Annotated in this window: 22 protein-coding genes and 1 pseudogene; 14 read left to right on the top strand and 9 right to left on the bottom strand. The window is 38.1% G+C overall.

Annotated features, from left to right (window positions below; translation table 11 throughout):
* Positions 1-25: 25 nt before the first annotated feature.
* Positions 26-220 (top strand): annotated as a pseudogene (locus EP737_RS02030) (dihydrofolate reductase family protein); the annotation flags it as partial.
* Positions 221-539: 319 nt separating this feature from the next.
* Here the strand turns inward: EP737_RS02030 and EP737_RS02025 are convergent.
* Together EP737_RS02025 and EP737_RS02020 are read right to left on the bottom strand one after the other, a co-directional pair.
* Positions 540-1,529 (bottom strand): LCP family protein, encoded by a 990-nt coding sequence (locus tag EP737_RS02025; protein WP_129726252.1) that lies wholly within the window; start codon positions 1,527-1,529, stop codon positions 540-542.
* A 69-nt stretch (positions 1,530-1,598) separates the two neighbouring features.
* A complete protein-coding gene (locus EP737_RS02020; RefSeq protein WP_129726674.1) occupies positions 1,599-2,483 on the bottom strand; it encodes a cation diffusion facilitator family transporter in 885 nt (294 codons plus the stop codon).
* A 380-nt stretch (positions 2,484-2,863) separates the two neighbouring features.
* On the opposite strand from EP737_RS02020, the gene EP737_RS02015 reads away from it, so the two are divergent.
* From EP737_RS02015 to EP737_RS01975, 9 genes are all read left to right on the top strand, one after another.
* Positions 2,864-3,850, top strand: coding sequence for a LacI family DNA-binding transcriptional regulator (locus tag EP737_RS02015; RefSeq protein ID WP_129726251.1), 987 nt, complete (start codon positions 2,864-2,866; stop codon positions 3,848-3,850).
* A gap of 128 nt (positions 3,851-3,978) precedes the next feature.
* Positions 3,979-4,905, top strand: a complete 927-nt coding sequence (locus EP737_RS02010; protein WP_129726250.1) for an aldo/keto reductase — start codon at positions 3,979-3,981, stop codon at positions 4,903-4,905.
* A gap of 1 nt (position 4,906) precedes the next feature.
* On the top strand, positions 4,907-5,299 hold the full coding sequence (locus EP737_RS02005) for an SDR family oxidoreductase (protein WP_281278867.1): 393 nt from the start codon (positions 4,907-4,909) through the stop codon (positions 5,297-5,299).
* Positions 5,300-5,569: 270 nt separating this feature from the next.
* Entirely contained in the window at positions 5,570-5,791 is a 222-nt protein-coding gene (locus EP737_RS02000; RefSeq protein WP_129726248.1) for a hypothetical protein, read from the top strand.
* Complete coding sequence (locus EP737_RS01995) at positions 5,781-6,143, top strand: type II toxin-antitoxin system PemK/MazF family toxin (RefSeq protein WP_165350665.1); 363 nt, start codon at positions 5,781-5,783, stop codon at positions 6,141-6,143. The genes EP737_RS02000 and EP737_RS01995 overlap by 11 nt, the downstream gene beginning before the upstream one ends.
* Before the next feature lie 24 nt (positions 6,144-6,167).
* On the top strand, positions 6,168-7,064 hold the full coding sequence (gene phaZ, locus EP737_RS01990; protein ID WP_129726246.1) for an intracellular short-chain-length polyhydroxyalkanoate depolymerase: 897 nt from the start codon (positions 6,168-6,170) through the stop codon (positions 7,062-7,064).
* A 1,003-nt stretch (positions 7,065-8,067) separates the two neighbouring features.
* On the top strand, positions 8,068-8,712 hold the full coding sequence (locus EP737_RS01985; protein WP_129726245.1) for a DUF2339 domain-containing protein: 645 nt from the start codon (positions 8,068-8,070) through the stop codon (positions 8,710-8,712).
* Positions 8,713-9,134: 422 nt separating this feature from the next.
* The gene (locus EP737_RS01980) at positions 9,135-9,374 is read left to right on the top strand and encodes a hypothetical protein (protein ID WP_129726244.1); all 240 of its coding nucleotides are present in this window, start codon (positions 9,135-9,137) and stop codon (positions 9,372-9,374) included.
* 27 nt (positions 9,375-9,401) lie between these two features.
* Positions 9,402-9,773, top strand: a complete 372-nt coding sequence (locus EP737_RS01975; protein ID WP_129726243.1) for an rRNA methyltransferase — start codon at positions 9,402-9,404, stop codon at positions 9,771-9,773.
* A gap of 368 nt (positions 9,774-10,141) precedes the next feature.
* Here EP737_RS01975 and EP737_RS01970 read toward each other — a convergent pair whose 3' ends face one another.
* The 3 genes from EP737_RS01970 to EP737_RS01960 all read right to left on the bottom strand — a co-directional run bounded on the left by EP737_RS01970 (position 10,142) and on the right by EP737_RS01960 (position 12,691).
* A complete protein-coding gene (locus tag EP737_RS01970; RefSeq protein WP_129726673.1) occupies positions 10,142-11,050 on the bottom strand; it encodes a serine hydrolase domain-containing protein in 909 nt (302 codons plus the stop codon).
* 65 nt (positions 11,051-11,115) lie between these two features.
* Complete coding sequence (locus EP737_RS01965; protein ID WP_129726242.1) at positions 11,116-11,481, bottom strand: carboxymuconolactone decarboxylase family protein; 366 nt, start codon at positions 11,479-11,481, stop codon at positions 11,116-11,118.
* Positions 11,482-11,578: 97 nt separating this feature from the next.
* Complete coding sequence (locus EP737_RS01960) at positions 11,579-12,691, bottom strand: ATP-binding protein (protein ID WP_129726241.1); 1,113 nt, start codon at positions 12,689-12,691, stop codon at positions 11,579-11,581.
* A 491-nt stretch (positions 12,692-13,182) separates the two neighbouring features.
* Between EP737_RS01960 and EP737_RS01955 the strand changes: the two genes are divergently transcribed.
* A complete protein-coding gene (locus EP737_RS01955; protein WP_342772874.1) occupies positions 13,183-13,926 on the top strand; it encodes a hypothetical protein in 744 nt (247 codons plus the stop codon).
* Positions 13,927-14,024: 98 nt separating this feature from the next.
* On the opposite strand, the gene EP737_RS01950 is transcribed toward EP737_RS01955, so the two are convergent.
* From EP737_RS01950 to EP737_RS01940, 3 genes are all read right to left on the bottom strand, one after another.
* Positions 14,025-14,492, bottom strand: a complete 468-nt coding sequence (locus EP737_RS01950; RefSeq protein ID WP_129726240.1) for a hypothetical protein — start codon at positions 14,490-14,492, stop codon at positions 14,025-14,027.
* Between the two features lie 422 nt (positions 14,493-14,914).
* On the bottom strand, positions 14,915-15,694 hold the full coding sequence (locus EP737_RS01945) for an alpha/beta fold hydrolase (protein ID WP_129726239.1): 780 nt from the start codon (positions 15,692-15,694) through the stop codon (positions 14,915-14,917).
* Between the two features lie 922 nt (positions 15,695-16,616).
* Complete coding sequence (locus EP737_RS01940; RefSeq protein ID WP_129726238.1) at positions 16,617-17,960, bottom strand: aminotransferase-like domain-containing protein; 1,344 nt, start codon at positions 17,958-17,960, stop codon at positions 16,617-16,619.
* Positions 17,961-18,153: 193 nt separating this feature from the next.
* On the opposite strand from EP737_RS01940, the gene EP737_RS01935 reads away from it, so the two are divergent.
* Together EP737_RS01935 and EP737_RS25335 are read left to right on the top strand one after the other, a co-directional pair.
* Positions 18,154-19,104, top strand: a complete 951-nt coding sequence (locus tag EP737_RS01935) for a DMT family transporter (RefSeq protein WP_165350664.1) — start codon at positions 18,154-18,156, stop codon at positions 19,102-19,104.
* 231 nt (positions 19,105-19,335) lie between these two features.
* Positions 19,336-19,512, top strand: a complete 177-nt coding sequence (locus EP737_RS25335) for a hypothetical protein (RefSeq protein WP_165350663.1) — start codon at positions 19,336-19,338, stop codon at positions 19,510-19,512.
* 255 nt (positions 19,513-19,767) lie between these two features.
* Here EP737_RS25335 and EP737_RS01930 read toward each other — a convergent pair whose 3' ends face one another.
* Complete coding sequence (locus EP737_RS01930; RefSeq protein ID WP_129726670.1) at positions 19,768-20,310, bottom strand: tyrosine-type recombinase/integrase; 543 nt, start codon at positions 20,308-20,310, stop codon at positions 19,768-19,770.
* Between the two features lie 527 nt (positions 20,311-20,837).
* Between EP737_RS01930 and EP737_RS01925 the strand changes: the two genes are divergently transcribed.
* Positions 20,838-23,423 (top strand): helicase-related protein, encoded by a 2,586-nt coding sequence (locus EP737_RS01925; protein WP_129726237.1) that lies wholly within the window; start codon positions 20,838-20,840, stop codon positions 23,421-23,423.
* The last annotated feature ends 12 nt before the right edge of the window (positions 23,424-23,435 follow it).

The following is a 23,435-nucleotide window of genomic DNA, read 5'->3' as shown; positions in this document are numbered from 1 at the left end:
AATTAGATTGTTGTTTGCTTCACTATTTATTGAGAATCAACTTGTAGATAAAATTGTTCTGTATATTGCTCCAAAACTTATTGGCGGGCAACATGCTCCTACATTCTTAGAAGGTACAGGGACTGAGAAGCTGAAAGATGCAGTTGAACTTTCGAATGTGAACTTGACTCAAGTAGGAAAAGACTTCAAGTTTGTAGGTTATCCGATTTATGCAGTGTGATAAAAAATAGAAGTCAAAGGAATATGTATGGCGGAACCATATTATATAAATAGGAGCCCCAGTTAACCTTCTATATGCGATTTTATAGCTGTTGCGTAAAGAATATAAAAACATCTGAAGGCTTAAAGTTCCTCCCGATATTTTAGCAATTAGTTGCTTAGTACCTCACGTATTTCTCTAACTTTTTAGAGAAAACCTAATCTCCATAATAAAAAAAGACTATTCAAAAATGGCAGATCTTATCTCCTTTTTGAACAGTCTTTTTGTTACAAGTCTAAACATTGGATATTGGGGGATGCATTTAATATTCTTTGAAAGATTAGCTGAAATATTGAGAAACTAGCTGTTTAATTTTATCTTGATCCACGATATACTCATCGTTATAATTCTGCAAAATGTCATCATACGCGGTTTTATACTCACCAGGTAATTGGTGATATTGAAGTTGTTTAGATTTGAAATCCTTTAGTGCAAATGCAAGGCTTAAAACGTCCTTCTGTGTCATATTTGTAGACGTGATAACCTTCGGGAGCTCTTGAACAAATTGTGGTAATTTTATAATGTTCTGCGGCTTCAATACTGATTTTGCCACACCAAGAAGCACCTTTTCTTGAAGCTGTTGACGACCAAACTCCCCATCTGCGATAGCATGACGTTCTCTCGCAACCTCTAAGGCCATCGTTCCATCTAGGTGCTGCGTTCCAGCCTTCACAATCTTGCCGGCGTTTTGTGGAATCCATGAATGAGTAATTTCTACATCATAAGGAATGTCTACATCAACCCCACCTAATGTATCAATAATATCTCTTAAACCCCAGTAAGTTGTTTCAGCGTAGTAGTTAATAGGTACTCCTGTAAAATCACTAACAGCTTGGGTTGCTGCTTTTACACCTTTATCTAAAGAGTTATTGTCAGCTTGGACAATGTACTGGGCACTTGTCAGCTTCGTGTATCCATAGCCTTTTAAATAAATCCGTGAGTCACGTGGGATACTGACCGCATTATATTGTTTCTTGTCTATATCCATATGGATAAGGATCATGGAGTCAGAATGTCCCGCTGGATCTTCTGGTCGTTGATCTGTTCCCATGATAAGCACGTTAAATACGCCGCTCTTTGGCTTTACTTCACTTGCTGTGGTCGGTCGAACTGCTGTCGCAACATTTTTAAAATAGTTTTTTGGCAGGAAGTTTTGGTATGCATATATTCCTAATCCACCACCTGCTACAAGCAACGCTAACAAAATATAGATACTATTTTTCCATTTAATCCTTGCCCTTTGTTTTCTTTCTTGTCTTCTCTCTCCCATAAAATTGTTTCCTTCCTGTATTCATTTTTAGTATGACAGACTTCCGCGATAATGCAGCATAAGTATGCTTTATCCTGGAAAATATGGATTCAAGTGAATGAGTACCTCTTTAATATTGTCATGCTTATCCATTAAAGCCTTTTTGATTTCCTTTCCTAGGTCATGTCCCTCTTTAATTGTTTTAAAGTGATCAATGGAAATCCGTACATCTACTAACACATAATGTCCGTGTTCCCGTGCTCGGATTTTGTCTATTCTTTTGACATCTGAAAAGTTCTGGATCACTTGGATATAATCCTGTAATAATGTTTGTTCGACGTTACGCTCCAGGAGGATGTTAAACGCTTCAGAAGACATCTCCTTTGCAATTTTAAAGATTAAATAGGCTACAAACATACTCGCTGCCTTATCCCCGTATAACAAGAAGGTGAGATCATACTTACCGCCAATAACGGATAGTACTACCCCTACGGCTGCGGCAATAGAAGCAACAATATCTGCCTTATGATCATAAGCGATTGCCTCAATCGCCTTACTTTGATACTTTTTAGCAATAGAAAAAGAATATCGATACAGAATTTCTTTGGCCACATAAGAAAAAAGCGCAATCCACATGGCTAGCAGGCTTGGTGTTTCCATCGGATGGAAAAAGCCTACAACCGCTTCAAATACAATATAAAGAGAAACTAAAAACAGTAAAATCCCTACGATTCCTGAAATAATGACTTCTGCCTTTCCATGACCATAGGGGTGCTCTTCGTCAGCTGGCTTATTGGCCAATCCAATTACAAGTAAAACAATGATTGAAGCAAATACATCAGCAGCAGAGTGAATCCCATCTGCAAACACAGCTTCACTTCCGGCGTAAAGACCTACAATCACTTTTCCTACTGTTAAAATAATGTTACTAATTACACTAATCCAAGCCACCTTTTTGGCAACGTTCTCTCGCATATGACCCACGTATTCCACACCTATCCCTAATCATTTTTACGCTTTTGCATATTACCATGGAGAAATCGAGTGGGTCTAGAGAAACAGAATGTCTCAAAGTTAACTTTGTTGCAGGAAAGAAAGACTGTAATCATAACCCAAATTACATCGTATAAAACTCGGTAATATTTTGATGTATACTCGCACCTATTTATTACTGTATTGTCCATTTTGAAAATGAATAAAACCTATATTAAGCAGATACAGAAGTATTACTTTTTAAGTATAAATATAAACTTGTATTTTATAGGATGTTTGTAATAAAGTAAGATTAAGGTTAGCTGCGGGATCGATCCCGCGAAAAGTAAAAATATGAAAGAAGAAAAAATTAAGGTGATGGAATGCCAACTATTTTAGATGTAGCAGAAAAAGCTGGGGTATCAAGATCCACGGTTTCCCGAGTTCTTACCAATAGTGGTCGAGTGGATCCAGAAACAAAACAAAAAGTTTTAGCAGCGATGAAAGAATTGAACTACCAGCCGAGTCAGGTTGCACGTAATTTACGGAGAAGAGAAACCAACTTAATTGCCGTTTTAATTCCTTGTATTTCCAATCCGTTTTTTGGTAGTCTAGTTCAGGGGATGGAAGAGGTAGCTGTTAAAAAAGGATATCATGTTATCCTTTGTAATACGGGAGAAGATCCTGTTCGACAGATGGAGTATCTCCAGATGCTGGAGAGAAAACAAGTAGATGGTGTGATTCTAACTGCTTTACGAAACCCTCTAGAGGAGGTGAGATCTTACCTTCAGCATGGTCCAATTGTACTAGCTAGTGAATATGTAGAAGACAATTCTCTTCCTGCTGTCGTGATTGATAATATAAAAGCGGCGGAGCGTGTAACTGAACATTTAATTTTAAAGGGTCACAAGAGAATAGGCTTTATCAATGGACCGGAACATATTATCCTCTGTCGGGATCGACAAAAAGGATATATCCGGATGCTAGAAAATTATGAAATATCGGTTTCTCATGATTTAATCACGTGTAGTGATTTTACCATTGAAGGTGGATTTGCATGTGCTAAGCAGCTTCTTGCACTAGAGGAGAAGCCAAGTGCTATTTTTGCTGCGAATGATGAGATGGCTGTTGGTGTCATTCAAGCTGTGCAGGAGCAAGGACTACGGGTTCCTCAAGACGTAGCGGTAGTTGGATTTGACAATGTACAAGTTTCTAAAGTAGTTCAACCAAATTTAACAACGATTGATCAACCAATTTTTCAACTTGGAGTAAAGTCCATGGAACTTCTCATATCATGTTTAGATGGAGATGTATTGGAAGGTAAGCGAATCGTTTTAGAAGCAAATCTGTGTATCCGAGAATCAACGTGAGTCAATTAGACTTTTTTTAAGTTGCGGAATCGATCCCGCAACCTGAGATTCCATAGAGTGAACAATTAATCGGCTGGAAGAACAAATCTAACATCATTTTTAAACATATTTAGGAGGGAGCAGGACATATGAAATACCGTCGACTTGGAAAAACAGAACTTAAGGTTTCAGTAATTGGAGTGGGGACCTGGCAATTTGGTGGAGAATGGGGGAAGACTTTTTCCCAACGAGAGATAAACCAAATGTTAGATAAAGCAAAAGAAGTAGGAATGAATCTGATTGATACGGCAGAATGTTATGGTGATCATCTATCTGAAGCTTTGATTGGAAAGTATCTTCAACAAGATCAGCGGGAAGATTGGGTTGTGGCAACAAAGTTTGGTCATCATTTCCATGGTCATGTAAACCGTACTAATCATTGGGGAGCTGAAGAGGTTTTAAAACAGCTAGACGCTTCATTGCAAACGCTTCGTACTGATTATATTGACCTTTATCAGTTCCATTCTGGAAGTGATGAAGTGTTTGATAATGATGGATTGTGGACAGCACTAGACAAACAGGTACAGGCTGGAAAGATTCGTCATCTTGGTATTTCAATCGGTAGTAATGATAATGTATACCAAACTGATGCTGCTACAAAGGTAAATGCAGAGGTGATCCAAGTTGTGTACAATCGAGTGGATCAAAAGCCCGAAGGCCAAGTTTTCTCTTCCTGCCAGCGGCAAGACTTGGGGGTATTGGCCCGTGAACCTTTAGCTAATGGATTTTTAAGTGGAAAATATAAGCCAGGTGCTGTATTTGAACAAAACGATTGGCGTAGTTTAAAAAATCAGGAACAGTTGAAGCTGGTTGAAGAAATCCAAAGTAAAGAAGTACCTGAGGGCGTACATATGGCGCAGTGGGCATTAGCTTGGTGCCTGAAAAATCCTGCTGTTACGTGTGTAATTCCAGGTTACAGAAATGCAGAACAATTAGAGTCGAGCGCCAAAGCAGCAGATTTGGAACTTATGAATGATGCACATCCGCAAGCATGGAATTCTAAAATAAATAGTTAAATTGAGGAGAATTGTTGGAGTGAATCTCAATGGGTTTTTTTTTGCCTCTAAAGCCATCTTTCCTTCTATGAAGTTACAAAACTCAGGGTACATTATTAACATTTCCTCAGTAGCCGGTAAAAAGGGGTGGCCAAATGCCACAGCCTATTGTGCTACTAAATTCGCATTAACTGGATTCACACAGGCATTGAATGGAGAAGGAAAGTCGTACAATATTCGTTGCTCTGTTGTGTATCCAGGGGGAATGAATACGAACTGGCATGAAGAAAGACAACAAGAGTTCTTAAATCCAGAAGATGCGGGGATGTTTTTCCTTCACATGGTGACACAAAATCCTCGGTTTGTAGTAAATGAGGCAGTTATTACACCAGTTATCGAGCAGGGCTATCCTTAAATATTGTTAGAAAGGGGGATTCTCTAATTGTTTCCATACCGTGAGGAAGTGTTGGGAGGTCATTTTTTGATTTTGCACGGCTTTCATAGAATGGTAGAACTTTTTGTCACCGTTCAACAACATGAATAGGAATAAATACGGTTGTATAACAATGCTCACGAGAAAAGAATTGTCGTCTCTTTTCTATGCATAACAACATCTGTTATTGTACATAATGCAAACAGGATATGTTATAATTTAACAAATACCTCCGAAAAGGAAGTGGCGTATGTGCCTGCTTTAAAAAAGGATGTAGTGAATGACTTACAGGATTTAATTGAAAAGCTAAATGAACGAGGAATGTATGATTTAGCAAAGCAAGCTGCCCGAGTTTTACAAGGTATTCACTCATTTACAACTATAGAAGATGATGATTTATACAAAGGTATTATAAATAAATCCTTAGCCGACGTATGGGATAACGAAAAGGACGATGTGTACAATGATTTATGATAAAGGAGACATTGTATTAATTCCATTTCCTTTTGCTGATGGGGCCGGATATAAAAAGCGTCCGGCTCTTGTTATGAGCTGCAAACCACACCATGAGAAATATGCTAGATATATGTGTCTAGCTATTACAAGCCAACCTGCAAACCCACGAATTAACCGCTATGAACTTCAATTCGATTTCCCAATTGAATTTGGTCTGATCCTTGAGCCATCTTGGGTTGTAGTAGACAAAGTATTTTCGATAGATGAAAGCTATATTATCAGAAAGCTAGGACGGATTGATTTTGATCATCTAACAAGAATAGATAGGATGTTTTCGCAAGTATTGCACAAAGATCTACATAATCTATAAATTAACTAATAAGGGGGCCTATGTATGGCCAAGTTAGTTCATCTCAAAAAAGTTTCATTAGCTAACGGAGAAACGCTAGGCTATAGGGAAAGAATAGGTGGAGAAGAAAATCTCCTGCTGATTCATGGGAATATGACTTCATCGAAGCATTGGGATCTTCTGATTGAAGAACTAGATTCAAAGTATAAATTATACGCGGTAGATATGAGGGGATTTGGGATTTCATCCTATCATACACCCATTGAACGTATTAAGGACTTTTCCGATGACATTAAATTGTTTGTTGACGAAATGGGACTTAAAAATTTCGGAATCATTGGATGGTCAACAGGCGGAGCAGTAGCAATGGAGTTTTGTGCCGATTATCCTGGCTATTGTAATCGTCTAATTTTGCTTTCTTCTGCTTCGACGAGGGGATACCCTTTCTTTGGAACAGATCAGAATGGTCAACCAGATATAACAAAGCGATTGCAAACAGTTGTCGATATACAAAAGGACCCTCTTAGAACGATTCCTATTCAGAGGGCTTACGATTCGAAAGATAGCGAAATGTTAAAGGGAATTTGGAATGCTTTAATTTATCGCAAAGCACAGCCTAAGCCTGAAAAGTATGAGGAATACGTAGAAGACATGATTACACAGAGAAATTTAGCTGCCGTCTATCATTCTTTAAATACGTTTAATATAAGCATGAAATATAATGGGCTAACCCAAGGTTCAGATAAAGTGAACGCTATTACCATACCTGTACTTGTGCTAAGAGGGGACGAAGATCTGGTGATTACAGATGAGATGACAAAAGAAATCTTAGAGGATTTCAAAGGTCGGGCGCAGTATGTAGAATTAACAGGATGTGGGCATTCACCGCTTGTTGATAACTTAAAGTTGCTAACAGCGGAGGTTGAAAAGTTTCTTGGTTAGTCTGTAAAGTGCAGATTTCCGCAATGCTTTTGGATATTATAAAATAAATTGTGAACCTTCGAGAAGTAATTGTTTTTTCTTTAAGTAAATTGAATTTTTATAAAATAATCTATATAGTAAATAAAAAAAAGAAGGTGACTCCAAAAAGGTTTTTTAAAGACCTTTTGGAGTCACCTTTCTTTCTAAGATAGTAGGAGATGCTTTTTACTACTTTAATCCCCTCTTCGGATATGGTGCTTCAGTCACTTCTATAGAAGTTCTAGAATTAGGAAAACATCTGAAAACCTAAGGGAGTTGACCACGTAGCTGCGTTTAAAACTTATCCGAAGGAATATACAGAACGTATTATATCCTTTTTGAGCGTACACTACATAACCAAACAACGGGATTATAGGTTATTTGATAGTCCTCATATCATAGCTCTCAAATGCAAAGATATCAAATGTAGTTGATAACTCAAGTATTTTTGTAAAACCAATAATGTTAGAAACAAAAATTTCAGCCTATGAATTAAGTGGTAAAGAAATCATTTTCAATTGGCAGCTATTTTTCGGTGGAGCAGAAAGGACATATCCATCAACAGATCTTTAAAAGATTGGATTGTAAAGAACAGAAATAATCGGACTACATAAACTTGATTATGAGCAACGCAGTATAGAGAAAAGCTGGAACGGTAAGGAGATATAACTTGCCGTTTTTTTGATATTTACAATTCTGTACGTATTTAGATAGAGATAGAATACTCTTGCTAACAAGTTTTTCTTAAGCTGTACCTACAGGTGCAATAATTGAACTGCATTCCTTAAAATATTCTCATCTTGACAATAAGAAGCATATATTTGATTAGTTTCAATAACACGGTGACTGTACAGTTTCCTTTTTTAACCATAAAAAGGTGTGTTTTTACACACATCAAAAAATTTTCGCTGGCGCTGGTTTTGTATTCATATTGAGAAGAGAGTAGGGGCGAAAACTTTACTGTGAAAGTTGGTGTTTACTTAATATGTCTGAAGATAAAAGGATTTTGGCCTTGGAAAATCGAGTTTCAATGCTTGAAAAGGAAGTTGCGTTCCTAAAAACAAAGGCTTTAGAGAATGAACGTGTTAAAAATGGTCGTGTAGCATTTGAAGAAAAGGAAAAAGGTGTAATTGCGGAACAAAAAGATACAAATATTGCAGTCTCTCTAGAACCAATTATGATAAACAAACCCACTGTCCAAGTTAACTGCGAACATGCTCCTGCTATTCCCTCTAAATCTAAAAAGACAGAAGTTGATTGGGAGAAACTCCTTGGGCAAGTATGGTTGCCAAGAATTTTCATATTTGTATTAATTTTAGGGATTCTTTGGGGATTTAAAGCTGCTGTTGATAGTGGGTTCATTACCGAACCGATTCGAGTTGTTCTTGGAATGATTACTGCTGGTGTTTTAATTTATTTAGGAGAAAAACAAATCAAGAAGAACCATGAAGCTTTGGGTCAGGTCTTGCTCGGTGGTTCTGTTGTAATTTTTATTTTATCAACGTTTGCAGCTCATATGTTGTATGGATTAATAGTTCCTAGTATTGCCTTCATTTTGAACGTATTGTGGGTTATTTTAGGCATTTACTTATCACATAGACATAATTTAAACAACAACAGATTTCGATAGAGGAGGGGGAGAGAGGGCTATCATCATTTTCCAAGAATCGAAACAGTTCTTTAATTTCATATATGCTGAAAGCTTCTTATCTGCTTTGGGAGCCTGAATATAAAGTCTATGGGAGAGTAGTTTTCCTTTAAACAAAACTGACTAAATAATTTTAAACAAGAGATTCGCCGCTGTAAGGTTCGAGGTTTAATAGCATAGTTTAATTAATACCTGATCTTGGATAAAACGTCTTCGTCATCAGGAAGTTGAAACAGGATCAAGTTATTGGTGCGCTTGAGCTTGTTTCGGGTTTACATAATATATAGTGGTTTTGGAAATTATCGGAAGGAATGAACTTTTGAACAGAACCATCCATTCATGTTACATAATTTATAGCAGGAGTGATTGAAGGGGATGGATAGGTTCAAAAAACAGGATATGTTATGAACATTACGACAGGCAGCTTACAGTTTACTAAAGGACTTTTATCTGTTTTCCAGACATGGAAGTTACGGTCTGAAGTGGCTACTGAAACGAGTCAAGCAGGTAATACAATATACCGAGTTTGGGTTAAAGGTAAAGATGACCTTCCGAAATTGGCAAAGATAGTATATAATGACATTGCTGTAATCTATGATTCTTATAAGAAAAATCACATAGAGCAGCATACAGAGCGATATTAATCTACAATACTTAGGAGGTGCCATAATATGTGGAAATCTGTAAATGGAAGGTTAATTCAAACAACAGATACTGCTAGAATCAAATTTAGAACAAATGTTAGTAAATCAATAATAGATACATTACATGCTTTGGCGATTGAACATGATACTCATCCGAACTACTTACTTGAAAGCGGCCTGCAGATGGTGTTGTCTCAAGGAGTCATTACATTTAACAAACAATCAAGACCTAAAGACCGGATCCAATATAAAACAACTTATGATAAGGAATTATTAGAGCAAGTTAAAGAATTTGCAAAAAACCACAACTTGTTTATTAATGATGTCTTAGAATACAGTGTTGATTTTATCGATTTTGAAAACATTAAAAATAGTAGCCATAAACATCGGATAGAGTAGAGCCTTTTTTCTATCTCCTACAACGCCCCGAACATAATACATATTATCGGAAGTTATAAAGAGAAAATAGATTTTGTTTCAAATATAAAGTAAACTTTAGATATTGAGACAAAAGAGAAATTTAAAGATATGACTCATAATCCTATTTTATAAGCTTTAAGCTGCATTTCATTTATGATCCTGTTCCCAAGCCTCATAGCATGTCCAAATTTATATTTTGAACAATAAATGACCTTAAAAATCAATTGAGTACCGGAGTGATTTTTAACATAATGAGTGTATTTCTTCTTAAGATGGTGTTTTGCATAGATTAGCCTCCTCTAAGAATTTTACATTCTAAATATTGAATATAAATCCAGAACCCTTTGTCATTGTTTTAAATTATCAATAAAAATTCGTAATGGAGCCAAACCACTTCTTGGCATACAACTGCTTATAGCTGCTGTGAGATTTAGTTCGGGAACAACGATAATATATTGTCCTCCGTATCCCATTGCAAAGTACATGTCCATCGGTACATCAAATTTCTTTTGGTCCAGCACCCACCAATGAAATCCATATGAACCAATATGTTCGTAAGTTTTAAAATGTGGAATTGTAGATTGACGGATCCAGTCTGAGGAGATAATTTGCCTTCCTTCCCAGTTGCCGTTTTGTAAAAATAGCCGACCAATCTTCAGCATGTCCTTTGTCTTCATTCTCATGCTGAAGCCTCCTATGTAAACGCCTTGTGGGTCTTGCTCCCACTCATATTGTGTGATTCCTAAAGGGGCAAATAAGTATTGCTGAGCAAATTGCCTTGTCGACATTCCTGTTATGTTTTGTAAAAGGGCACTAAGCAGATGCGAGGAGCCAGAATTATAGTTCATTTTAATGCCTGGGCATTCTAGCAAGGGGCGTTTGAGTACATACTGAGTCCAATTTTTTGATTTTACAAAAAAGGATGGAAATCTTACTCCGCTTCCGTTCCCAAACTCCTCCCACTTTTCCCCTGTTGTCATTGTTAATAAATGATATAGGGTCAAACTTCGTTTATTTTCAGGAAGAGTAGGGAAAAAGTGATTAAGCGGTGTTTCAATGTTTAGAATATATCCTTTATCTATTGCTATTCCAATGAGTGCAGCTGTAATGCTTTTTGTAATAGAATTGATTTTATGGAGCTGAATGGCATCTTCTGCTTTTTTGTAGTATTCCTTTATGATTTTGCCGTCCTGCACTACTAAAAAGGCATTCACTTTCTTCTTTGTGTATTGCTTTACTATTTCTTCAACGTTCAACATCGCACCTCATTTCTTTGCTAAAAAGCCCCTTCACTAAACTCGAAGGAGCTTTTTGTTATTACTTAGTGTTTTTGTTGTTTTAATTCCGTTATGCTTTCCTGTACAAGTGTGACAGCTTGGCTCATGGCTGCTCCTCCTGCAAATGCAGCTGCAACACCGCATGCCTCTAAGATTTGTTCTTCTGAGCACCCTTGGTCTATACAGCCTTTTGTATGGTAGATGGTACAATATTCATCCTGCAAAGATAAGCTAATTCCTAAAGCGATAAGTTGCTTTTCGCGCTGTGATAATGCACCCTCTTGAAAGCAAGCCTCTGTAAATGCATTAAAGGCTTGTGCGATATGAGGCACCTTTTGTGTGAATTGTCCTAATCCTTCCTTGTAATGATGTAAGGATTGATGCGTAGAGCTTTGAAATTCACCTTGCATGTGTGTTTCCTCCGTTTCGTAAGTTGTTCGTCGTAGCTTAGTATGCTTTATAACATCAAATTCCTATACACAAAAAAACAGGAGTAAAATACTCCTGTTACACAGCTTTATTCGGCAATACGATACGAAATGTTGTGCCCTTATTTAGTTCGCTTTCGATATCCACTTTGCCATGGTGATTCTCAATGATTTTAAAGCTAACCATTAAACCAAGACCGTTCCCATTTTTCTTTGTTGTAAAGAAAGGCTCTCCAATTTTAGCTAACTGATCCTTAGAAAGTCCTACGCCTGTATCTTGAATAGAGATTTGTACTTGATTGCTATCAACAAGTGTTTTAATAAAAATATCTCCACCGTTTGGCATAGCTTCAATTCCATTTTTAATAAAGTTTAAAAAGACCTGCTTTAGGCGATCTTCATCACATTCAACTTGAATTATCTCTTGATCTCTATGAAAATGGATACATACACTTTTCTTTCTTGCTTCAAATTCTAGTAAAGATACAACATTTTGGATTACCGAGACAATATTTCGTTCCTTTAACTGAACTATTTTTGGTTTTGCCAGTACAAGAAAATCTTCGACAATTGAATTCACACGATCTACTTCATCAAGGATAATATCGAGGTATTCTCGTCTTTCTTCACTTTCCTCATCAAGCTGCAAAAACTCGGCGTATCCTTTCATAGAGGTGAGTGGATTGCGGATTTCATGAGCGATACCAGCCGCCATTTTCCCAACGGCCGCTAGCTTATCTTGTACACGCAGCAAGGCTTCTGTATTTTTTCTTTCCGTAATATCATTCCGAATTGCTAGATATTGATATGGTTTGCCGTTGTCATTTAAAAATGGGACAATCGTTGTGTCAACCCAATAATACGTCTCATCCTTTGCTTTATTTTTGATTTCACCTTTCCATACCTGCCCTTGCCCGATTGTTCTCCACATTTCTTTAAAGAAGCTTTTAGGATGATAACCAGAATTTAAAATACGATGATCTTGCCCGACTACCTCTTCGCGGCTATATTTGGATATTTCACAAAACTTATCATTTACACTTGTTATAACGCCCTTTTCGTTTGTAAAGGCTACAATAGAAGATTGATCTAAGGCGAACTTGATATCACTTAATTCTTTAAGTGTTTCTTTCAATCGGCTTTCTGCAGTTTTTTGATTTGGAATGTCAGTCCGATTTGCTATTTCGTTCATTTCGTTCACCGCCCTCCTTAGTTGCAAAAGAATCCCCTTCGATTGTAATGTAAAAAATGAATATTTGGAAGTAAAGCTTTTATGGATTTGTCGAAATTAAACATTTTGTGTAAAAGAAACAAATCTTTTATTTTTAATATAAATAAAAGGAATGTGTCTCCCATATTGTGGATGATATTAAAGTATTGTATAATAAAAGGAATTATATACTATGAGGAGCGATTGTTTTAGGAATGCCTAAAATAAAGGAGAGATACTAAATGAACATTACCATTTATTTTGGAAGTCATGAAGATAAAGACGTGCGCACTATGGATTGTTATATAGAAGATGAAGAAATTGAAGAAGTTGCTGTTTCCTAAACATTTCAATACTTTGAGAATATACCTCACTTACAAGATGCCTATGGAATGGCATCTTTTTTTATTTATTTTTACACAAAATAATTTACTTTTATTTCATTAAGTGGTACGATATTACAAATAGAACTAATGTTCGATTTTATTTTATGTATAGGAAGGAACGAATACATCGTGAAAAAGAACAGAAAAGGACGCAAACTCCCCTCCCCTTCTATCTCAAACACTGGTTTTATCGGATCTGTATTCGTGAATACGAACGACCTGCAAAAAAGGCAATATTATTTCTCTCGTAAGTATATGCAAGTTGCACACCATGTACTGGACGGATTAGCAAAAGCAATCAGTGCCCTCTTCTCTGAACATCAGCATCCGGTTTACTTATCTTGTATATATTTACCTAAACAGAAAAAGATCGGATTTGTTTTATCTGTTAAACCTTTTGATGAAGCAGAAGGAATTGCTTACTTTACGAATTACTTAATAGAGAAGAACTTCTACATAGGGATGGAGGATGAAGCGCAACTACCGGAGATATTTAATACTGGGTTTATTGGTGTAGTATTTGCGGATTTGCTGGAAATTGAACGGTTTACTTTTGAGTTCGAGATGAATGTTTTGGTCAAGCTTATGAAGGATATGATTATACCTGCAAAAGAACTTTTTTTACGACATCAAATCCCGGCTTATATCTCTGCTGTACATTTAGAGGATCAACATAAGCTTGGGTTCGTTCTCTCCGTGAAGCCTTACGATGAAAAAACAGAAGCTGATTTATACTTTATCGAATATTTAAAGGAACGTGGCTTGTATATAGGAGAAGAAGAAAAAGAAGAAGATAAAATTGTAATACGAAAAAAAATAGAGTTTATGTAGGAAGACGCTAGGTCAAACAATCGTCTTCCTTTTGCTTCATAAGGAGCAGTAATACACACGCCGCATCAAAAAAACAGCTTGCATGGAATAAGCTGTTTTTAATGATTTTCTTTTCTGCGAATCTGTCTTTGGAAATAAAAGAATACTGGGAGTGGAATTATAATCCATCCAAAGCTTTTAATTATTCCATTCAATGCATTGTCCTTAATACGTTGCTTTTCATTCTCAACCATCTCTTCATACGATTTTTTTAACTCTTCTTCTGTTTTTGGAGTGCTATCAGGAGCAGCCTCCTTCTCTGTCATCATTTTATAGTCTGTAAATGATTGATAATATGAGTTTGGCGATACATAATCAGCAACTGACATAAAAACACCGACTGATCCGCCTATAGACATCATTAATGTAGCAAACAAAACCAAATAATAATATAAGTGCTTTACCATATGCTCAGACTCCCCTTCCATTTGTGTACTTTCTTGTTTTCGATTTCGAATAAATACCCCTACACCAAATATAGCTACAACTAGAGCGATAAGAAAAGCTCCTAAAATCATAACAGACATACCATCCTCCCGGCAGAATACATACACTAATTTAAATGATTATTTTATTTATATTCTCTCTACGAATAAATAATCCCTTTACCAAATACTATAACGCCTTCGCATAGTTCTTGCTTATAGGCGTCCCGCCAACAAAATGCAAATTTACAACGTTAAGGGTATTAAATCTGCGTTTTGTTGGCAGGACCTCATCGCCATCAAGTTAAGATTTTGTGTCTTTTATAGCAATAAGGCTCACTTTTATCGTTTTGGGGGTAACTTGTTCTGTCAGCTTGATGAGCATGTGGGGCTATCTCTAATAAAAAACAGTTGGGGTACAGGTGTTGACAGTTTCGTTTATATCATGATATGTATTTTTCTGACTGTAATAATTCTTTTAATTGCATGTTCCATTCCGTCATTGTAAAGAAACAGTTTCTTCTCTAATTCATCCCGTTATGGATATAGACAAACTTCTTAATCAAATCATTTAAATCAATAGATGTTTTTGTAGGAACTTGATGCTGTACATGATCAATGAACTTTAGTTCATTACATGGCAATTTTTCATGCAGCAGCTTTGCATAATAACGAAATGTTTGATCTTCCTTACCATAAGCCAGCAAAATCGGAAGATCAATGTTTCTCAGTTGCTTTGTACAATTATAATGCAAACTATAACGATAATACTGCTCGATATTTCTTGCATCTCCTTTTCGGGCTTCTTTAAACATCTTTATGAACAACCCTAGTGTATTCGAATTGCTTCTTGAAATGGACAGAGCCAGAACGGAAACGGCTCCTGCTTTCGCAAGTGCTATCCCTAAAGAAATCTTATTCTTTAGGTGTCTATCCTTCACTTCAGGCATTCCGCTAATTACAATGCCTCCTAAGGATCGGTCGGCATAAGCCAGCAAAAATTCCAATACGATAGAGCCTCCGGTCGAATATCCGCATATGAATGCTTTATTGATTTCCAGATGATCCAACAGCTGTCTAATATCTTCAACAATCAGCGGATAGGTTATCGGTCTTCTTGAGTACTGGCTCCTTCCGTGACCTCTAATATCAAAAGTAATAACTTTAAACTTTTGGGATAATTCCTCTATTTGATACTTAAAATTCACGTGAGTGAGTACAGGGGGATGAATAAAAATAATAGGAATCCCTTTTCCTTTAACGTTATAATACAAGCTAGTACCGTCCACATCTAGCATTGGCATATATTCAATCACCTCAATATTTTGGAATAGTTCCCCTCATTATAAGATCTTTTATCTTACAGAATGGTTTATAGGACTTGCTGTATTGTATATAAAATAGCTAGAGAAATACGTGCTTTATTTACACAATTTTAATGCTTCTATATAGTCCATTCATAACAAAAAGGCACGAATCAATTTTAAAAACTCGACCAATTTGTATCAGTCGAGTTCCTTCTATCGCTTTATTACCAAGTTTTAAATATATAAAATAACAGTCTTATGTGATTTGTATCAGTCCCATGCATCTTGATTATTTACCTGGGATCGGAAACTTGTTTTTAATTTGGCTTCCTTGATTGTATCTGAAAGCATAAGAGGCAATCCCCACCCCAACGTCTAAAGCTGATTGTTGACCATGTATCAGTATTAGAATGTCTTCTTCCAAGTCCAATTACATTAAACTGCTTCACATGTGAACCATTTATAATATACAACAAACGAAACTACTCTATACCGAAAAAGAGTTGTCAGCTTCCAAAAGCGCAAGACATACAAAAAATGTACATGGAAATTGATATAAGAGAGAATCATGTAGGAGCCCTGACGCATTAGCCATTAACCTAACAAAAACAAGCTGCCCCAAAGCAATAAAATTGAGCAATTCGTACAAAATCCTTGTTTTGGGGTAATTCTGCATTCTTATTTTGACATCAGAACCCTTTGGATTCATGAGTTTATATCGGGCTTATTCTCTTTATCTTTTTTGTGAATCAGTCTTTAGGAGGTGTGTTTTTTATAACATTAAATAGATCAGAACTATAACATCTAAAAAGAGTATAAAGTAAGATGTGAATATACTTTCTTACGTTAATCACATGAATCAGGATGTTTATTAAAGCATTTATCCGCATTGGATGCGGCAGCGCATCAATTCGCAATCCTACCAACTGCTGCACAGCCCCGCTTCTTCAATTATCGCCTTGACCCCTTCATCAATTTGCTCCAGCTGCGCCCGGGAAATGCTGATCCGCAAAAACTTCTCCCGCTCCAGATAATCCGATAAATAGAAGCCTTTTCCGGACACGACGCTGATATTCCTTGATGCAAGCCGCTTCGTCAGCCGCTCCATATTGATCGATTGCGGCAGCTTAAACTGCATATAGACACCTGATTTGACGTCCGATACTTCAATCAGCCCGGCCTTGTTGTATCGTTGTACGGCCTCGTTCAGCGTGCGCATCCGCGCTGCGTATTGGCTGGATATTTTGCGCTTGTGCCGCTCATACATGCCATTTTTGATGTACACTTCGAGTGCCGCCTGGGACAAAAGCGAGGTGTCGGCGGATCTTTTGAAGGTGCGAAATGTCTCCAGCAACCGTTCCGGCAAAACAGCGACTCCCAATCGCAACCCCGGGAAAATGATTTTCGAAAAGCTTTTCAAATAAATGACGTGCGCTATTCTGTCGTAAGCGTAAATCGGGTCAAAACACCGATCTCCGCCCAGGTCGGCCATGTAATCATCCTCCACGATGTATACGTTGTATTTGCCGGCCAAACCAGCGATCGCTTTCCTCTCCTCCACACTATACGAGGTGCCAAGTGGATTGTGGTATCTCGACATTGTGTAAAAAAACTTGATTCCGCCGCTTTTGAACTTCTCCTCTAATTCCCGTAAATCAATCCCTGCCGCCGTACGCTTAACTCCGCAAACCGGTATGCCTTCCGCTTCAAGAAAACGCAAATAAATATCGTAACTCGGCTGTTCAGCCAAGATGATCGAGTTTCCATTCGGAAACGGCATTTTCGCTAAAACTTCCAGCGCCGGCTGGACACCCGAGGTGACGAAAATTCGCTCCGCTTTTGCAAATACTTGACTGTTGGCCAAATGGGAAACGAGCGTTTGGCGCAGCCTTTCCAAACCTTGCGAATCACCATATGTAAACAGATAGTATTTGTATGTATCAATCGCCTTGTTCAAGCAATGCTGGAAATCCAAATATGGAAACACGTTCAAATCCGGCGATGCCGAAGCGAAATCGATCATTTTGCCTTCTATGTTGTCACACAAATCTCCTGGTTTTCCGACCACATAAAAGCCGCTTTGCGCGATCGAATAAATCGCGTGGCGCTTCTCCAGTTCTGCGTATGCCCGGGTAATCGTGCTGACGCTGCAGCCGTACAGCTTCGCGGCAATGCGGACGGAAGGCAGCTTTTGGCCCGGACTGTATTGCCCGTCCATGATTTTTTGTTCCATATCGGAAAGAATAGCCAAATATCTTTTCACGCCGCTCCCCCCTGTTGGGTTTTCACAAGTCTAACACGTTTCTCTCCTCATTATAATACTTGACCTCGCCAACTGTATCGATACACTTTTGGAAAAAAGGAATTGTTCGGATCGGCATTTTGTCATACCCTTGTCATGTAAGGGATAAGATATTCGCAAACATGATCTTAGCTGTTGCAGAGAGGAAGATGCAATGATAAACCAAAAAGTACTGACACTTGCTTATTTGTCTGCTGTGTTGAACGCGGCGATAATCGGATTTTCGTTTTTGTTTACCAAAATAGCGCTCGAACACACCCAGCCGCTCGACACACTGACGTATCGTTTTGCTGCTTCGTTTGCAGTCATGTCGATCCCGGTTGCGTTCGGACGGATTAAACTTAAGTACCGCGGCAAGCCAATATATAAAGCGTTGCTGCTGGCAACCATGTACCCGCTGGGGTTCTTCACGCTGCAAACGTTTGGGCTGCAGCATGCCACTTCGGCCGAGGGCGGCATCTTGTACGCCTTCACACCGGTCGTGACGATGTTACTGGCCACCGTATTTTTGAAGGAAGCGACAACCGTCCCACAGAAGCTGTCTATCTTCCTGGCGGTATTCGGTGTTGTGTTCATCTTTATAATGAAGGGAAGCAGCATCGATTTATCGAACATAACGGGGATTCTCCTGTTGTTCTTATCCTGCTTAGCTTTGGCTGGATACAACGTTTTGGCTCGGTCACTGTTGCGGGTTTTTAACCCGGGGGAAATCAGTTATTTGCTGTTGGGGATCGGTTTCGTCGCATTTCTGGTAGTTTCGCTCACCAGCCATGTAGCCGCTGGGACGCTTGATCACCTGTTCGCACCGCTCGCCAGCGGTACCTTTATCGTATCGATCCTCTACCTGGGAGTGATGTCCTCACTCGTCACAGCACTGACAGCAAACTACGCCTTGTCAAAAATGGAAGCGTCGAAAATGAGCGTATTCGCCAATCTGTCAACTGTTGTCTCTATCGCGGCTGGAGCGATGTTTCTCGGGGAAAACATTACACTGTACCATATCATCGGTTCGGCTCTGATTATCACGGGGGTTATGGGAGCGAATCGTTTTGGGCGAAAAAAAGCAGCGAAGCGAATGGCCAATGCTGACCGTTTAGAAGTATGATGGGGTGCAGCTGATTATTCAATTGCTCATTAATTGCGACAAGGATCATTTAAAGATGGTGGGAACCATGATATTAAAAAATAATATATTAGTTATTTTTTGGTTAGCTCAGCTGTCAGCAACAATAACCTGCATTCATAAAAAGGAAACAGTAATCTATAAATAATTCTCCTCCTTCCTCCATAAACTACAAATAATTCTATGTATTAAGTGAAAATAGGAGGATGAAACGTGAATAAGGATACTAACGATACGCTGTATGAAGGAAGAGACAAAGTCTCTTTAGATGTGGACCGTATGATTAATGAAGGTCTTGCGGGCGGTAAGGTTCAAGGGACAGGATCTCACAAGAACATTGAAGAAGCAAGAAATCTTCATCCAGAGGATAAACCGTATACAACGAAATGAAAGCCTCTTTTACACAAGAGGCTTTTTTTACAATATTCCTCTCATTAACTTGTGCAGCTAACCCCTTTATTTCACAATCATAATCTAAAAAAGCCGTCTTCATATTATGAAAACGGCTTTTCAAATTAAATTTCTTCCGATTCAGAAACTGCAATACTTTGCGCATATATTCCATTTTTAAAACTCGACTACAGCATCAATCAAGTCTTATCCTGAAAGCGATCTAAGAAAGAACCGTCTGTGACATAAGGAGTCCTATAAACTAAAGCTCTCCAAGCTTTTATCCATCATCTCTTGATTAATTCCTATGTACTTTAATGTAATGCTCGGATGTGAATGATTTAAGATATTTTGCAGCAACGCGATATCTTGGTACATTTGATAATGCCAATAGCCAAAGGTTTTCCGGCAAGTGTGAGAGCCTATATTCTCTAATCCTACACTCTCCGCTGCGTTCTTTAAGATTTTATAAGCCTGTATGCGCTTGAGCGGTCCATCTGTTTTTTTAGACGGAAACAAATATTCCCCATCTTCCATATATGCTGTATACTCCTCAATTGTTTTGCGTAATTCAAAATTGATAAGAAATCGTTTTAGCTTTTTTGTTTTCTCTTCTTTTAATTCAATATGTGTTTTATGACGTACATCTCGTACTCGGAGTTTCAGTAAGTCGGAAATACGCAGCCCTGTATTAATCCCCATAACAAATAAAAACCAATTCCGCTCTGATTGCTGCTTCAATACACGCTTCATGCGTTCGATCATATATTTATCGCGAATCGGTTCGACTACCTTCATTCCTTCGCTTATAATCGCTCGAAAATCAGACTTGATCTCTTGTCTTTTCGGATCTTCTCTCTTACTTCTATCTAAATTTGCAATTCTTTGTTTGAGTTCCTGACCACCGTATTTTTCGGTTAAATACATGTACTCACCATCTGTTAAAGAAACGAATTCAGCATATAGTCTTTTCTCCACGCTCGTTCTCCCCCTTTTTCTATCTGTTTTGAAAAAGAAACATTGGCTCAATATGTTTCTTTCCTTTTCTTACCTGTATAGTCTAACGCTATATATGACAAGCTTTCATATCATTTTCATAATGAAACAAAATATATCTTTTGTTTCATGTATATATTTTACTTTTTTTACGCCAGAAACGAAAGGAAAAGCTGTGTAGTTTCAAGAAATAGCACTCTGCATCCACGAAGAAACTGTGGTACAATTTAACAGAATTTAATCTCCCCCCTTTCCCCTGCAAGATTCTTCATGCAATAGGCATATTCATCGCATACTAGAAAAAAGATACGACACGAAAGGAGATTTTCATGAAGATAGATCCTCAAACTATCGAAAAAGCAAAGCAACTCTATCCAAATTGGGATGAACAAGCTTTTAAACAGGTAGAACAACATTTTACACAGGTACTGCTAAGACAACTGGAAGGCAGAAACGAACTTTATACAACCGAGCAATATGTTATCGCTAAAAAAGAAAGCATCGAGAAAATTTGGAATGGCATTTGGAAGCATACAGCATTGCAGCGTTTTTCGAGAGAGGAGCGGTATAAGGCGTTAGAACAACTGTATGAAAAGGATCAAATTTCTACAAAGTCGCAGCAGCAGGATAAGTTCATTCAGTTACTGAAGGAATTGATACATTGGAGTATAGACGACTGGATTTCTATTTTTGTGCAAAAAGTAGACTGGAATCAGCTTCGTAAGCAAGCAGAAGACGAGCACGAGCATCAAAAGAAAAAATTCCGCTATCAGCAAATTCAAGAGGAGCTCACAGAGATTGCCGTGAACCTATTAGAACAGCTTAGGCAAGACTTCTACGAACAAGCAAGGGAACATATTGCGCTAGCATTTGTACGGGATATTAGCAAGCGTGTCAAACGCATGCCGCCTTCTCGTCGTTCAGACTACTATGCTCCTTTAAGGAAAGGTGATCCGTTTTTCTTACCAGATTACCCGTTATTTGAAGAATTTTTAGAAGAATATACAGGCGAAACAGTTAGTTGGCATTGGGGAGAACTAAGACACGCCACCTACTACGACCGTTATGCAGATATGCTGGAATCTTTTCTTTATACAAGCCTTTTCCAAAAACTCTCTGACTCACTGGATCCAGCTATAAAAACAGAATACCAAGAGCTATATCATTTTTATCATCGTGCTCATGAACCAGAGGCTAGCGGATATGAAGAGTTTATATTAGAAGATACACACGAGATACACGTAGAAATCTCTGACATTGCAAGCGAGCTTATAGCAGCAATGGAACAAGAGCATACAGATGACATGCTTCAAATTGCTCTTCGCACAAAAAGCGGACAAAAACTGTGGAATGACTACCGAAGAAAAGCAGCTAAGATTGAGGAAAGACGGAAGCAGGAGCAAATGCTGATGGAATCATTGTTTCACGATGAGTTTTCTTTCACAAAAGCTGCTGCACAAACCTTGTATGTACTGCATGTAGGACCAACAAACTCCGGTAAAACATACAATGCACTACAAAGGCTAAAGCGTGCAGAAACTGGTATCTATATGGCACCTCTTCGCTTGCTAGCACTAGAGGTATATCAGACGTTAAATGAAGATGGAGCACCTTGCCATTTAAAGACAGGTGAAGAAGAACGCTACACAAATGGGGCAACTGTTACATCGTGTACAATTGAAGTTGCAAATCTGGAGCAAACATATGAAGTGGCAGTGATTGATGAAGCCCAAATGATTGCCGATCGCGAACGCGGATTTTCATGGTATCGATCTATTACAAAAACAAAAGCTGCCGAGGTTCATATTATCCTTGCTCCCCATGCCTTGGATGTTCTGCTTCACCTCTTAGATGGAAAACAAGTAAAAATTCTTACATATTCTCAATCTGTACCGCTTGTTACCGAAACAATACCATTTCAGTTAAAAAAAGCTCGTGCCGGAGACGCAATCGTTGTATTTTCACGTAGCCGCGTATTACAAACAGCCGCTGCTCTGGAGCAGCAAGGCCATCGGGTTAGCGTGATTTACGGAAATATGCCACCTGAAACACGACAAGCACAAATGGCAGATTTTCTGGCTAGAAATACAGATATTGTGGTAAGTACAGATGCGATAGGTATGGGTTTAAATTTACCTATTCGCCGTGTTGTCTTTCTGGAAACCACAAAGTTTGATGGAACTATGCGGCGTAATCTAACATCGCAAGAAATTAAACAAATTGGTGGTCGTGCTGGCCGAAAAGGAATGTATGATACTGGTTTTGTAGCAGCAGCGGAAAACGTAGGGTTAATTCGAAAGGCTCTTACAGCAAAAGATACACCCATTGAATCCTTTACCATTAAACCTACTGTAAGAATGCTCAAGGAGTACGCGGCTGTTTCCCATGATTTAACTAAGTTTTTTGAAATATGGGAGAATTATAAGCCTCCAGCAGGGATGATAAAAGCTGATTTGACACAAGAAAAAGAATTGTATGCAGAAATAAAAAATACGGTTATTGTAGATCGGCTTAGTCTCCCTGAACTGTATCGTTACTTGTCTATGCCGTTCTCCCATTACGAAAAAGATTTGCGGAATCAATGGAAGCTCATGCTTACTGCAATCGTAAATGATTTGGAAATCCCCGAGCCGGATCTATCAGGAGAAGACCTGGAACATTTGGAGCAAAATTACAAAAAAATAGGTTTGCATTTATTGTTTTTATATTCACTTGAAATGCGGAGAGATGCATATATTTGGGAACGCCAAAGGCAGATAATATCACAACAAATTCAATCTTATTTAAAAACCAATCTTCGCTCGCATACGAAAACATGCAGCTCGTGTAAAAAGCCTATGGCATTAGATTATCCATATGGAATGTGTCAGTCGTGCTATAAAAGACGGCGGCCTTACCATAACTATGGAATATAATAGGAGAATAAT

Source organism: Ectobacillus funiculus (genome assembly GCF_004138295.1).
Taxonomy (GTDB): domain Bacteria; phylum Bacillota; class Bacilli; order Bacillales; family Bacillaceae_G; genus Ectobacillus; species Ectobacillus funiculus.
This window is presented reverse-complemented; position numbering and strand designations above follow the sequence as displayed.

Excerpts from the sequence above, each read along its gene's own strand:
- EP737_RS01965 (WP_129726242.1), bottom strand. The coding sequence starts at position 11,481 with ATGCAAGGTGAATTTCAAAGCTCTACGCATCAATCCTTACATCATTAC.
- EP737_RS01950 (WP_129726240.1), bottom strand. The coding sequence starts at position 14,492 with ATGTCTGTTATGATTTTAGGAGCTTTTCTTATCGCTCTAGTTGTAGCT.
- EP737_RS01930 (WP_129726670.1), bottom strand. The coding sequence starts at position 20,310 with ATGAAGGTAGTCGAACCGATTCGCGATAAATATATGATCGAACGCATG.
- phaZ (WP_129726246.1), top strand. The coding sequence starts at position 6,168 with ATGGCCAAGTTAGTTCATCTCAAAAAAGTTTCATTAGCTAACGGAGAA.
- EP737_RS01935 (WP_165350664.1), top strand. The coding sequence starts at position 18,154 with ATGATAAACCAAAAAGTACTGACACTTGCTTATTTGTCTGCTGTGTTG.
- EP737_RS01980 (WP_129726244.1), top strand. The coding sequence starts at position 9,135 with ATGAACATTACGACAGGCAGCTTACAGTTTACTAAAGGACTTTTATCT.
- EP737_RS02020 (WP_129726674.1), bottom strand. The coding sequence starts at position 2,483 with ATGCGAGAGAACGTTGCCAAAAAGGTGGCTTGGATTAGTGTAATTAGT.
- EP737_RS02025 (WP_129726252.1), bottom strand. The coding sequence starts at position 1,529 with ATGGGAGAGAGAAGACAAGAAAGAAAACAAAGGGCAAGGATTAAATGG.
- EP737_RS01985 (WP_129726245.1), top strand. The coding sequence starts at position 8,068 with ATGTCTGAAGATAAAAGGATTTTGGCCTTGGAAAATCGAGTTTCAATG.
- EP737_RS02015 (WP_129726251.1), top strand. The coding sequence starts at position 2,864 with ATGCCAACTATTTTAGATGTAGCAGAAAAAGCTGGGGTATCAAGATCC.
- EP737_RS01925 (WP_129726237.1), top strand. The coding sequence starts at position 20,838 with ATGAAGATAGATCCTCAAACTATCGAAAAAGCAAAGCAACTCTATCCA.
- EP737_RS02010 (WP_129726250.1), top strand. The coding sequence starts at position 3,979 with ATGAAATACCGTCGACTTGGAAAAACAGAACTTAAGGTTTCAGTAATT.
- EP737_RS01975 (WP_129726243.1), top strand. The coding sequence starts at position 9,402 with ATGTGGAAATCTGTAAATGGAAGGTTAATTCAAACAACAGATACTGCT.
- EP737_RS01945 (WP_129726239.1), bottom strand. The coding sequence starts at position 15,694 with ATGCCAATGCTAGATGTGGACGGTACTAGCTTGTATTATAACGTTAAA.
- EP737_RS01995 (WP_165350665.1), top strand. The coding sequence starts at position 5,781 with ATGATTTATGATAAAGGAGACATTGTATTAATTCCATTTCCTTTTGCT.
- EP737_RS01955 (WP_342772874.1), top strand. The coding sequence starts at position 13,183 with ATGTTCGATTTTATTTTATGTATAGGAAGGAACGAATACATCGTGAAA.
- EP737_RS01960 (WP_129726241.1), bottom strand. The coding sequence starts at position 12,691 with ATGAACGAAATAGCAAATCGGACTGACATTCCAAATCAAAAAACTGCA.